A 13,655-nucleotide genomic window follows, 5' to 3' on the forward strand; every position below is an offset into this window, starting at 1 on the left:
TTATTTAAAAGCGGCACAAAATAAGTGCCGCTTTTTGTTTTGTTCTCTTTTACCTATATTCGCTTCAGTTAAACCACAGGTAAGCTGCGAATACATCGTGCCTATCCGTACAGTAAGTGATGGTAAACAAAACTGGGTAGATGAAAACGATTGGATTGCAGTAAGCGATACTGAAAGTAGTTTAGCTGCAAGCTGATTTAATCAAAGCTCACGTTATTTAAAAGCGGCACAAAATAAGTGCCGCTTTTTGTTTTAAACTGTTGAGTTCTTCGCAGTTCTTGCGTATTTTGGACACAATTTTGTTGTAAAACCGTTAATTATGTTTAGTACACTTCTGCCTTTTATTTTTATTTCGGCATACAGTCACATTTATTTTGATAGCTTAAAAAAAGATGCACTCTGTTATATTTTTAAGCCGTTAACCACCATTTTGATCATTTGCCTTGCGTATTTGCAAACTAACACCTTTACCCCTGTTCACTATTGGGTATTTGGCGGATTAGTCTTTTCACTTATTGGCGACATTTTTTTAATGTTGAAAAAAGACTACTTTTTGCAAGGGCTTATCGCGTTTTTTATCGCTCATGTAGCCTATGTGATTGCCTTTACCGACACCACAGGCTTTGAGTTTAATGCGTGGTTACTGCTCTTTTTATTAACCTATGCAGGCATACTCATTGCCGTTTTAAATAAACATTTAGGTAAGTTGCGTATTCCGGTTTATGCCTATGCAACGGCACTGACGTTAATGGTGCTTACAAGCTACAACTTCTTCCAGCTATCGTGGCACTACATGAGCCTTTACGCCTTTGTTGGCGCGCTGTTTTTTATGGTGTCAGACTCAATTTTAGCGTATCGCCGTTTTGTTAAAGAGTATGCGTGGAGCCAACCTGCTATTTTAGCAACCTACTACATCGCGCAAAGTATGATTGCACTTAGCTTAACCAATTAGCCTTGAATGGGTTTATAAAATAACGAGTATTAACAAGGACTGTTTTAAATGAATGCCGTATTTTGCTTCGATGGCACCTGCAACGAACCCAGTGATGTGGATGATGTATTTTACAACAGCAGCATCAGCAATATTTTAAAAACCCATATTTTTTGCGGTGGTGATTTAGTAAATACAAGCCACGCCTTTGATCAGCAAAAAAGTTTTTATTACGCGGGCATTGGCACCTACGGCAATTGGTTAAGCCAAGTGTTTAATACCATGTTTGCACCTGAATACGCTGATTTAGAAAGCATTTACAACCAAGCCTACAATGACTACCTCACTCTTAGAGGTGATGACCACATTTTTATTTTTGGTTTTAGCCGCGGAGCCGCAATTGCAAGGCGCTTTGCCAGCAAACTCACTGAGCAAGGGCGAAAAATCACTTTTTTAGGGGTATACGACACTGTTGCGTCTATCGGCATGCCTGATTTAAGCGCACACACTCAGCCTGCAAGCGATGTCGTATTTGAAAACAACAGTGTAAGCCCGCTAATTCAACAGGCAGTGCATTTAGTTGCGATAGATGAATGCCGTATTGCCTTTCAACCCCTGCTGATGGCACCAGGTGCTAATGTAAAAGAAGTGTGGTTTGCTGGTGTGCATGCAGATATTGGCGGCGGCTTTTGGCACGATGGTCTTGCCGATATTTGCCTAAGCTATATGCTTGAAGAGGCAAAGCGCTTTGGTTTACAAGTGCTTGAACTTCATCAAGTCGATTACTCAAAACTTAGTGAGAATGAGGTCTCTATCGGCTCTGACGATATCGCTATTTTCCCGCAAATTGATGGCCCACTGCACCAAAAAGCCCGCACTGGTTTTATGTCATCAAAAACCTTAAACCCACGGCAAGTGCGCGTTGATTGCTTGGAAGACTGTATGCCGCTGGTACATTACAGCGTGGTAGAACGTTTTCAAGCTATCGCCGATTACCGACCAATTGCGCTTCGCAATAAGCCATTTCAGTTGTTATTACCTAATGGTGAACGCAGTGGGATGATTTTTGGTATAGAGGGGATGAGGGAATATTCCGTGTTGTGATGTATTTGGTTTGGTTGTAATCCTTAACCTTTTCGCTTCAATCTAGCATTTGTCGCGCTGGCGACGACAGCCAAAGGGCGGCTTTGCTTCCATGTGGGTATCTTGCGCCATCCATGGCGCCCTCTTGTTCATTTTTGTCACACGACAAAAACGAACCACAAATTTATCGGGAGTAAATTTGAACAGCGAAGCTGGCCCGTAGGGTGAAATACAAGGATGTATTTCGTAAAAAACGTGCCCCTAAAATCAAACTAACTCTTCAAAGAAAAATTGAAATGGACGCAAACAGCATACAATCGATATCCCTATCTCAGGTATGCTTTTGCCAGCATCCTTGCTGACAATTGCTCTTCAATTATTCTTTTCAGGTTTGATTAAGGGGGATAAGCAGTGAACCTAAACACTTGTTTCTGAAGGTTTTTCAGCGCAAGCAGCTGACATTCGCAACGCCGTAATTTACGGTGAGCAACGCGAATCCGTAAAATTACTTTGTTATGCCTTTTTCTTTGTTTGTAGAGCCAATGTGTGCATCAAGCTGTTTTTCCATACCTATAATTTTAACCTCTAAAATCCCAACCTTAGAAGATACGTCTTCATTTTTCGCGATATCGCTTTCAGCGCTAGCCATATCATTTTGAAGATGACTAACATCCGATTTTATGACAGATATATTCTCTCGATTGTTAGAAATATCAGCATTTACAGAAATCAACGTCGAAAAGTAAGTTATCACCGCTGTCAGAACGAGCCCTCCACCAAAAATCAAAACCTCCTTAGTTGTAAATCCAGAGTCGCTGGTATTTGATAGAGATAAAGGCTGTGTAGGCACATAGTCATGCGGAGATATAGGGGATGATGAAGAACTAACACCTGCATAGGGCGTATTCGTTGAAGTACTAGAGGTGCTCATTTTATCAACCTCTCAATCTCTCCCTCAGAAAGTCGGGGAGCATATTTTTCAGAAAGTTTTAGCAATGTAGAGTAGTCAAAATGACTTCCTGATTTTGGATTATTATTAATATCTCGAACTAATAATATACCTTTTTCAGAAATACCGTTTGTTATGGCATCAACAGCACTGACTTCAACGATGTCATTAATTTTATATCCATACGAATCAGCCTGCTTATTAAATCGTAGGCTTAGCTCTTCTGAACCATCTACGGCATTCGTGAAGTATTTATTTCTGAGTGTTCTAGTCGCCATATTGTCTTTATGAAAGTATCTGGAAACCATTCCAAAACGCACAATCTCTTGTTTTTCTAAGATGTACTTAATCAATCCAGAAACCTTAACATTAAAATCTTTAAGCAAGTCTGTATTTGACTTTTCATCGTCTATTCTAGACAACGTAAAATCAATTCTTGAGCGTGAAATATTGCAACTATAACTTCCATTGCTGGACTTGAGGATTATTACAGGAACTTCGGGCGGAAGTTCTCTTGGAGTAGGGATCATCTGAGGCATTGCATCAAATATATTGAGGAGCTTAGAGTTCAAATCTCCAAAGTCAATATCAGGACGATCCACAATGTCTCTCAAAAAGAAAGCGAATTGTAAGTTCAAAATCTTAGTTTTCATTATCTCTCCATGATTAGAGTTTCAATAGGGCATAACAGCTTATTAATGCGCATTTCGATTTAAGGAAGTTATCCACAACCTAATATTGGCACACCAATAAATTATTTATTTAATATTTTCAGTAGATTACCAGTAGTTTTATGCCCTATCAATGTAAAATTGGATTTAGATAAACGAGCCATGACTTAATCGTGCCATTAGAGGACCGTTATGTAATTTTAATGTTCAATTTTTAGCATTAAGTATCAATCAGTTGTTTTTTACATCTGCATAATTGAGCCAAATATGTTTTTTACATAACGTGCCATGTTCATGAACAAAAGCAGGTCTTCGTAATGCAATGTGTGTAATGACGTTAGTTTTATCAATGACCGTAGGTCGCTCAATTGCGACTTGAAGGTTATCGCTAAGAATCATTTCCGCTTTTATCAAACCCGCAAATCAACTTTGAATTGATAATCCGAGACAGGGAGCGAAGCGAGTCGAGTAAGCCATGCTTAGGCATGGATGCCGCTTCATGGCGTTTATCAAAAAATTCAAAGCTGCTTTGAGGATAAAGTTTGATAGTGCGGTCGCCTTTCTTTTGGTTACTTTATCTTTGGCGAAGCAAAGAAAAGTAACATGGAGCCCATGGATGGGCTTTATGAAAAACAGGGAGTGTATATGAAGTTGCTTAACAACGGTTTGCTTTACTCTGTGGTTTAAATCGTCATAGCATTAACTTTTTTCTTTATCAAATTGTCCCAACTTATCCCTTGGAAATCCCCTCTCAATCCTCTAGTATTACTGCCTAACCGTGTAAAAAAGTATTTCAATGAAATCATTCCCTTCGCTTTATTTCACAAACTTATTTTTGATTGGTGGAACGGGTTTACTCACCACTTACCTAGCGCTTTATTTAGGCCAACACAATGTCTCTACATTTTGGATTGGTTTACTCACTTCATTTTATTATTTAGGGTTGTTACTTGGTTCTAAATTGGGTTATCACTTAATTAAGTCTGTTGGTCACATTCGTACTTTTGTGGCAAGTACCGCCGCTGTTACGGCCTGTGTGGCAGCTCATGCGCTCAGTGACAATATTTACCTCTGGCTGGTGCTTAGGTTAATTGTTGGCCTTAGCATGATGTGTAATTACATGGTGTTAGAAAGCTGGCTTAATGAGCAAGCAGCGCCCGAATCCCGTGGCCGGGTGTTTTCGTTTTATATGATCACCTCTTACCTTGGCATGGTGCTTGGTCAATTAGCGCTATCGCGTTTTCCAGAGCTCGGTTATGCCCCGCTCTTTTTAGTCTGTATGGCGTTGTCGCTTGGTATTATTCCAATTTCTATTACTCGGCGTATTCACCCTAAACCGCTCAAACCAATTCAAGTGAGTTTATTTGGCTATTTTAAAAAAGTACCACAGTCGCTTACGGCAGTGCATTTTGCAGGCATTATTAATGGTAGTTTTTATGGCTTGGCACCTACGTTTGCAAGCCTTTCGGGCTTTAGCGCTCAAGAAATTGCATTATTTATGTCAATCACCATTTTTGCAGGTTTACTGGCGCAGTGGCCTATGGGAATTATCTCCGACAAAATTCGTCGTAGTATTTTAATTCGCACCAATGCAGTTGCTATTTGTGCGGTAAGCCTTGGTCTATTTCTGCTGCCACTTACGCAATACATCGCTTATGGTCTGACATTCGCCTTTGGTTTATTTGCCTTTACGCTCTACCCGCTTTCATCAGCACTGGCAAACTCGCGTGTAGAAGATGAAGATCGTGTAGGTGTATCGTCAGCCTTACTGATTATGTTTGGCGCTGGTGCGGCGATTGGTTCGGCGGTGAATGCGCAAATTATGGCGTTTTTTGGTCACCAAGCTTTGTACGGTTCAACTGCGGTACTCACTGTGGTGATGTTTGCACTGCTAAGCTTTATTAACTCTAAGCAAAAAGCGGAACAACCCGAGCCAAGCGATTATGTGGTGGGTACATCCGATGTAACCGCATCGCCACTGGCTGCAACTATGGATCCGCGTATTGAAGAAACCACAGCGCACGAGCAATTGCTGGTAGTGGCTGAGGAAAACACTCACTCTCAAGAAGATTTAGACGATGAAGAATTTGATGACCAAGAGTTTACTAAGCAGCAACACCCAGATTTAGATGCAAGTTCACAGCAAACGCTAAAAACGAATGAAGATAATAAAACTCAAGCTTCAAGCTAACTTATTTAAATAACAAAAAAGCCCGCAAATAGCGGGCTTTTTTACATTTGGAATAATGTTTGTTATTTCACTTTCCACGTGATTTCATCGCCTGCGCGAATAGGCACAACCACGTCATCGCCTAGTGGGTATGACTCTGGTACTTGCCACGTGTCTTTTTCAAGTGTCACTGTGTCGGTATTGCGTGGTAAACCATAAAAATCTGGGCCATTAAAGCTCGCAAACGCTTCTAACTTATCTAATGCGCCTGCTTCTTCAAATGCTTCTGCGTATAGTTCAAGTGCAGCGTGCGCAGTGTAAGAACCAGCACAACCACATGATGCTTCTTTTTTATCTTTAAGGTGTGGCGCTGAATCCGTACCTAAGAAGAACTTTTTGCTGCCGCTTGTTGCCGCTTTAATTAACGCTTCTTGGTGAATATTGCGCTTTAAAATTGGTAAACAGTAATAATGTGGACGAATGCCACCTGCTAGCATGTGGTTACGGTTATACAGTAAGTGGTGCGCTGTAATCGTTGCTGCAACATTATCACCTGCTGCCGCTACAAACTCTGCCGCATCTTTCGTCGTAATGTGCTCAAGTACAATCTTAAGATTTGGGAAATCATCTACAATTTTGCACAGAATGTTTTCAATAAATACTTTTTCGCGGTCAAAAATATCAATGCTTGAATCAGTTACTTCACCGTGAATAAGTAACAACATACCTACTTCAGCCATCGCCTCAAATACCGGGTACATGCCTTCAATTGAGGTTACGCCTGAATCTGAGTTAGTAGTTGCGCCAGCTGGGTATAGTTTAGCTGCAACAATTTTACCGCTCGCTTTCGCTTTTTTAATTTCTTCTGGCGTTGTTTTATCTGTTAGATATAACACCATTAACGGCTCAAAATTGCTGTTATTGTGCGCTTGAATTCGCTCGTAGTAGCTAAGGGCAGAATCAGTACAAGTTGCTGGTGGTACAAGGTTAGGCATAATAATCGCGCGACCCATGTAACGGCTTACGTCACGTACGGTGTCTTTTAACTGGTCGCCATCACGTAAGTGAATGTGCCAATCGTCTGGGCGAGTAATGGTTAATTTAGCAGTTGTGTCTGTCATGATCCTACCTTTTATTGACGGTGAGCGGACGAACGTCCGATTGTGGTGATCTTATTGACTTGTGATGCTGCTGTAAAGCGCTAGCATGGAGGTTTATCGATAATAATTGTATACAATATCCCTTTTTGATAAGTTAGCGCACACATTAATAAAAATAGAGACCAAAAATGAAACTAACACGCGCTACTTCTCTGTTATTAACAGGGTTACTTGCTTCGGGTTGTGCATCGACAATCAACGAGCCAACAGGCACGCTTTTACAAAGCCCTATTACAATTAACACACAAGCTTATTGGCAATTAGGTTTAACCAGCAGTGACTTTGATGCCCTAGTTACCAACTTAAACGCTGGCGCCGACATTAATGAAACCCTTTATGCCCTGCGCGGTTTTAGCTATTTTGGCAATACGAAAAATTTAACAGCTGAGCAATTAACAGCACTTGATAGCGCGTTGTTTGCCCGCATGCAAACCATCGCTAAAGACGACTATCGCGCCATCGAAAACTACGCGGTAACGCTTTACCGTTATTACTACTTTGATGATTTAAAAGATAAATTAGCTAAACACTTACCTTTATTACCAAATGTAGCGCTTAGCGATGCAAGCCCGCTTGCAGCGCAATATGCTAAGTGGGAACAACTTCGCGCTATTGGCTTTTTAGCATTTGAAGCACGCAGTAAGGATGAGATTAAACAAGCGGTACTTGCACAAACTAAGTGGCAGCAAGAGTTACTCGACTTACTTCAAAACGAGAATAGCTGGCAGCAAGCGCACGCGGCTTGGGCACTTGGTTACATCCATTATATTTTAGATGATGAAGCAGCTGAAAAAGCACTTGATGAAAAAGTGTGGGCGGCACTTGAGCAAAACCCAAACACAAATAAAGAGTTTATCTTTTCACAGCGTTATTTAGTTAATAGCTTCCGTGGTAAATCAGCTTGTGATGAGGAGTTTAAAGGCCGCTGCAGCGAAATTACACTTGATGATGCCCTGCCAATTAACCATAAGTGTTCCGATTCGCTGTTTATTCGCGCACAAACCTTGTCTACCGAGCAACTTAATATCAGTTGCGAGCGTTTAATTTCGCAAGAATCACATTTCCATGACGTATATGCCACCAACCGTCAACCTGTGCCAAACGATTTTAATGAAGCGCTGCGCGTTGTAATTTTTGATAACTACACAGGTTACAACCAACACGGCCAAATGATCTTTGATATCAACACCGACAATGGCGGTATGTACATTGAAGGTAAGCCAAGCAAGCCCGGTAACCAAGCTACTTTTTATTCTTTTAAAGCATTTTGGAAAGAAGATTTTTCGGTTTGGAACCTAAACCATGAATACGTGCACTATTTAGATGGCCGCTTTAATAAATACGATGGTTTTGGGCACTTCCCTAGTCACTTGGTATGGTGGAGCGAAGGTGGTGCTGAATTAATTGCACAGGGTAAAAGCAACGACCGCGTAAATAAATTATTGCATGAAACTGAGCAAGCAAAATGGCCTACCTTGCGTGAAGTCTTTGACACTACCTACCAAGATGGTTCTAAACGTGTTTATCAATGGTCGTATCTAGCGCATCGTTATTTATCAGAAAATGCCTTAAATGATTATCGTCAGTTAGCGCACTTTTTACGTACTGACTACTTTGATGGCTACAGTGAACTACTTGACAGTTTAGTGGTGAAACACAGCGATAAGTTTGCACACTATTTAGCAAGCTATAAACAAAGTAATCCACACCAAGAAGCGACGCAAAAAGAAAAGCCAAATAGACTATATCGTTATTTATATCGCGATTATTTAATGCCTAAAACGCTTAAAATTAACGCCGAGCATAATCATATTTTATAAAGGCAAAACAAACTTTTATTGAGCAAAAGTGCTTGCTGAGTTACATTTGTGTTAATTTCTAATAACACACGGCTAGCAAGCGCTTTTATGCAGTATTCATCGGGCGACAATGTAGACGCAATTACCACCAGAGCTAATCAGTTAAGTATTATTAACGAGTTTGCTTCGTCGCTCATTCGTATTGTTGATCTAGACGAGCTCTACGACTACGTGACGCATCAAGTAGTTAAACGCCTCGGTTTTGATGAGTGCTCAATTTTTATCGCCGATTTAGAAAAGCAAATACTCAACCAAGTTTCATCCATTCATAAACACAATGATATTGAAAACGAACAGCTCGCAATTTCGATTTCAGAAGGTATTTGCGGCCATGTGTTTGAAACCGGCTGCGCCGAAATTATTAGCGACGTATCACAAGACAAGCGTTACTTAGATATTAGCGGCAACGTGCTTTCGGAAATATGTGTACCACTAGTTTACGACGGCCAAGTACTTGGCGTAATCGATTGCGAACACCCTGAGAAAGACTACTACACTGCCGATCATTTAAGTATTTTAACAACCGTTGCGTCCATGCTTAGCGCTAAAATTGATCAATGTAAAACGGTTGCCAATCTTACCGATACTATTAATCAGCTTAACTACGCACAGCTGCTTGAAAAAGGCATGTTGCAAATTGCCAACTTAAGTTCAGATTCGCAGACCATGGACAGTTTTTATACTGGCCTGCACGACATTGTTAAAACCTTACTGCCTGCCGAAAATTTGTTTATTGGTTATTACAATAAACAAACCCGTGGCTTAGAAATTCCTTACATTATTGAGCATGGCGTAGAGCGTATTACGTTAAAACGCTTTAGCAATGCACAAATACAAAAAACCGCATCGGTTTATGCCATCAATAAACAACAAGCCGTGCTGATCAATGGCGATGAATACCAACGCCATATTGATAACGGTGACTTTGATTTAATTGGTGCACAACCTAATTCTTGGCTTGGTGTACCGTTTGAATTAAACGACGAGCTATCAGGCATTATTGTGGTGCAAAGTTACAACCACAGCGTTAGCTACACCGAGCATGATAAAGACTTATTAACTTATATTAGCCAACAAATTCGCCTTGTAATTAATCGCGTTTTCGCCGAGCAAGCATTGCAACACAAAGTAATGCATGACGAACTCACGGGCATTGCCAACCGTGCATTGTTAATTGACCATTTAACCCTTGCTATTAACGCACTTGGCCGCAGTAATAACCCTAAAATTCATGCCCTGCTCTATTTAGACTTTGATCGTTTTAAAATGATTAACGATACTTTAGGCCATCAAGTCGGGGATAAATTTTTAGTTAAGATCTGCAACATTATTGGTCAATGTATTCGCGAAACCGATACCTTTGCACGCTTAGGTGGCGACGAGTTTGCTATTTTACTGTGTGATATTTTTGGCGCTGAAGACGTTACACCTGTAATTGAGCGCATAAAGCTCGCGCTGAAAGATCCTATTTTAATTGATGACCATTTACTGCAAGCATCAACCAGCATTGGTGTTGCCTTTGCCAACAAAGACACCGACGAAGCCTATAAAATTTTGCAGCGAGCAGATGCCGCAATGTACCAAGCAAAATCACTTGGCCGTGGCAAAGTACAGTTTTTTAACGACACTATGCGACAAAAACTAAAAGGCGCAGCACTGTTAGAAAGCGATATTCAAAGTGGTATGAACAAACACGAGTTTGCGCTTTTCTATCAGCCTATTTTTACCATTCAAACGGGTGAAATCATTGGTTTTGAAGCGTTAGTGCGTTGGCATCACCCCGAGCGTGGATTTATTTCACCTGCTGATTTTATTCCACTAGCAGAAGAAACCGGACAAATCCTCGCCCTTGATTTACATATTTTAGAACTTGCGGCAAAACAATTACGCCTTTGGCACGGCACATTACCTGAAGACTTTAAAGTGACCGTTAATGTATCGTCTAAGCATTTCTCAACGTTAGAGTTTGCTGATTTTATTCAGCGTCTTTACTTTGAATACAAATTGCCATTAGGTAGTTTATGCATTGAAATTACTGAATCGGGGCTAATTGAAAATCTTTCCCTTGCAACTGAAATTATTGAAAAGCTGAAAACCTGTGGCGTAAAACTGTGTTTAGATGACTTTGGTACCGGATATTCAGCACTCGGTTATTTGCATCAATTACCTATTCATATTTTAAAAATTGATAAAAGCTTTATTGATAACCTTAACTGCGGCGAAAACCACCCATTGGTTGATGCTATTTTAACGCTTGCCAGCGCCCTTGAATTTGACGTGGTAGCTGAAGGAATTGAAACACAAACCCAGCTTGATGTACTGAAACAAACTAAATGCCAATATGGTCAAGGCTTTTTGGTGGCAAAACCTATGCCTGCAAAACAAGCGTTTACCTTTTTAACCACAGGAAAACTGAGTTAAACCAAACTCAATTTTCCTGCATATCAAACGTGACTTATGCGAGCTCTTGTCTGAGCTCTTTTGCTGCGGTTACCATGTTTTTAAGTGCTGCTTGGGTTTCTTGCCAGCCACGAGTTTTTAAACCGCAATCAGGGTTTACCCAAAGGCGCTCCACCGGCACTTTTTTCGCAGCCTCTTTCATCAACTGTTTAATCCACGTTACCTCTGGAATATTCGGACTGTGAATATCGTAAACGCCAGGGCCAATTTCGTTGGGATAATCAAAATCTTCAAATGCGTTAAGTAATTCCATATTTGAACGCGACGTTTCAATGGTAATGACATCTGCATCCATATCGGCAATCGCCGCAATAATATCGTTAAATTCTGCATAACACATATGGGTGTGAATTTGCGTGCTGTCGCTTACGCCAGATGCCGATACACGAAACGCATACGCCGCCCAGTTTAAATAGTCTTGCCACTTTGATGCTTTTAACGGCAAGCCTTCACGAAATGCAGGTTCATCAATTTGAATAATGTTTATGCCCGCTTTTTCTAAATCAACCACTTCGTCGCGCAGTGCCAGCGCGATTTGATTGGCAATTGTTGGTTTATCAAGATCATCGCGGATAAACGACCAAAACAAAATCGTCACAGGGCCTGTTAACATGCCTTTCATCTGTTTATTAGTGAGTGATTGTGCATATTCGGTCCAGTTAACCGTCATTGGGTGTTTACGGCTAATATCGCCCCAAATAATCGGTGGCTTAACACAGCGCGAGCCATACGATTGCACCCAGCCAAATTGGGTAAAGGCAAAGCCTTCGAGCAGCTCGCCAAAATACTCCACCATATCATTACGCTCTGCTTCGCCGTGAACTAACACATCAAGGTCCACAGCTTCTTGCTGTGCAACGGCATAAGAAATTTCATTTTGCATTTGAGCCGTGTAATCGGCTTCGCTAATATTACCGACTTTAAAATCGCGACGCGCTTCACGGATAGCCGTTGTTTGCGGGAAAGAGCCAATAGTAGTCGTTGGTAAAATAGGTAAACCAAGCGCTTGCTTTTGAACCAACTGACGTTTAGCAAAAGGGCTCGTACGCTCACCATCTTGCTTGGTTAGGCTATCAACGCGTAACTTCACTGCGGCATCGTTTACACGAGGCGATTTCGCACGCGCTTTCACTGGTGCTGAATAGTCAATAATTGAAGTTACATCCCCCGATAGCAAGGCCTGCTTCAATAACGATAATTCGTGGCCTTTTTGTTTTGCAAAGGCAAGCCAGGATTTAATTTCACTATCAAGCGTTGTTTCTAAGGCTAAATCAACAGGCGTATGCAACAACGAACACGAAGGTGCTAACCAAGCATGCTCACGTGATGAAACGATCGGTTGTATTTGGTTGTAAACCGTTTCAAGATCCGTTTTCCAAATATTACGGCCGTTTATAACACCTAAAGACAATACTTTATCTTTAGCTATGCGCTCGTTAATCTTCTCTATATCTTGCGCTTCGGCAACCAAATCAAAATGCACGCCGTCGACTGGGTACGCTGTAATATCATCAAGGTAGTTTTCTACTGAACCAAAATACGTTGCCAGCAGCAGCTTTACACCTTGTCCATGCAATTTATTAAAACTTGTTGTAAGCGCTAAACGGTATTCCGTCGTAAGTTCTAACGCTAAAATAGGTTCATCTATTTGCACCCATTCAACACCTAAGTCAGCTAATTTACCTAAGACCTGTTGATACGCTGTCAGTAGACGTGGCAACAGGGCTAACTTATCAAATTCGCCGACAGTTTTTGCCAAATGCAAATAAGTTACCGGACCAACCAATACAGGTTTCACCTGATAACCAAGCGCTTGCGCTTCTTTTACCTGATCAAATAGCTCGGTAAAGCTAATTTCAAATGATTGATTCTCAGTCAGTTCAGGTACGATGTAGTGATAGTTGGTATTAAACCACTTGGTCATTTCACTGGCTGCACAAGCACAGCCTGATGGCGCCTTACCACGACCAATTCGAAATAAAGTATCTAGATCAATTTGCCCAATGCTACTTTGATGGCGTTTTGGTACAACACCAAACAACAAAGAGGTACTAAGTACATGGTCGTACCATGCAAAATCCCCTACCGGCAACAACTCAACACCTTGGCTTTGCTGTAATTGCCAATTGTCTTTGCGAATTGCCTGTCCTTGCTCTTGCAATTCTGTGAGTGAACTCTCATTTCGCCAATAGGCCTCAACCGCCTTTTTAAGTTCGCGCTTTTTCCCGATACGTGGAAAACCTAAGTTGTGAATTGTAATTGCCATCTTGATATCCTTTTTATTTAAGACGTTTAGATGGCTAAATATTAGTGGTAAATTTAATTCAACAAAATCGCAAGTTTTTCCAATTTAACTTGAAATAAATTAATAC

Annotated in this window: 9 protein-coding genes; 5 read left to right on the plus strand and 4 right to left on the minus strand. The window is 40.9% G+C overall.

Annotated features, from left to right (window positions below; genetic code table 11):
- Positions 1–319: 319 nt before the first annotated feature.
- Positions 320–952, plus strand: a complete 633-nt coding sequence (locus tag ACXAFE_RS08215) for a lysoplasmalogenase (protein WP_475151151.1) — start codon at positions 320–322, stop codon at positions 950–952.
- Between the two features lie 48 nt (positions 953–1,000).
- Entirely contained in the window at positions 1,001–2,035 is a 1,035-nt protein-coding gene (locus ACXAFE_RS08220; RefSeq protein ID WP_475151153.1) for a phospholipase effector Tle1 domain-containing protein, read from the plus strand.
- Between the two features lie 484 nt (positions 2,036–2,519).
- Here the strand turns inward: ACXAFE_RS08220 and ACXAFE_RS08225 are convergent, their stop codons facing one another.
- Both ACXAFE_RS08225 and ACXAFE_RS08230 read right to left on the minus strand, forming a co-directional pair.
- Complete coding sequence (locus ACXAFE_RS08225) at positions 2,520–2,945, minus strand: hypothetical protein (protein ID WP_475151155.1); 426 nt, start codon at positions 2,943–2,945, stop codon at positions 2,520–2,522.
- The gene (locus ACXAFE_RS08230) at positions 2,942–3,616 is read right to left on the minus strand and encodes a hypothetical protein (RefSeq protein ID WP_475151158.1); all 675 of its coding nucleotides are present in this window, start codon (positions 3,614–3,616) and stop codon (positions 2,942–2,944) included. Before ACXAFE_RS08230 ends, ACXAFE_RS08225 begins: the two co-directional genes overlap by 4 nt.
- Before the next feature lie 814 nt (positions 3,617–4,430).
- Here ACXAFE_RS08230 and ACXAFE_RS08235 point away from each other — a divergent pair.
- Positions 4,431–5,825, plus strand: coding sequence for an MFS transporter (locus ACXAFE_RS08235; protein WP_475151161.1), 1,395 nt, complete (start codon positions 4,431–4,433; stop codon positions 5,823–5,825).
- 62 nt (positions 5,826–5,887) lie between these two features.
- Here ACXAFE_RS08235 and pyrC read toward each other — a convergent pair whose 3' ends face one another.
- Positions 5,888–6,925 carry a dihydroorotase gene (pyrC, locus tag ACXAFE_RS08240; protein ID WP_010559887.1) on the minus strand — a complete coding sequence of 346 codons (1,038 nt, stop codon included), beginning with the start codon at positions 6,923–6,925 and terminating at the stop codon, positions 5,888–5,890.
- A gap of 167 nt (positions 6,926–7,092) precedes the next feature.
- Between pyrC and ACXAFE_RS08245 the strand changes: the two genes are divergently transcribed.
- Complete coding sequence (locus tag ACXAFE_RS08245; RefSeq protein WP_475151166.1) at positions 7,093–8,784, plus strand: collagenase; 1,692 nt, start codon at positions 7,093–7,095, stop codon at positions 8,782–8,784.
- Positions 8,785–8,871: 87 nt separating this feature from the next.
- Positions 8,872–11,244: a GGDEF domain-containing protein gene (locus ACXAFE_RS08250; protein ID WP_010559885.1), complete on the plus strand. Its 2,373-nt coding sequence runs from the start codon at positions 8,872–8,874 to the stop codon at positions 11,242–11,244.
- 34 nt (positions 11,245–11,278) lie between these two features.
- On the opposite strand, the gene metE is transcribed toward ACXAFE_RS08250, so the two are convergent.
- The gene (metE, locus tag ACXAFE_RS08255) at positions 11,279–13,549 is read right to left on the minus strand and encodes a 5-methyltetrahydropteroyltriglutamate--homocysteine S-methyltransferase (RefSeq protein ID WP_475151170.1); all 2,271 of its coding nucleotides are present in this window, start codon (positions 13,547–13,549) and stop codon (positions 11,279–11,281) included.
- Positions 13,550–13,655: the final 106 nt, after the last annotated feature.

It is taken from the genome of Pseudoalteromonas sp. ABV4_021, assembly GCF_056159365.1.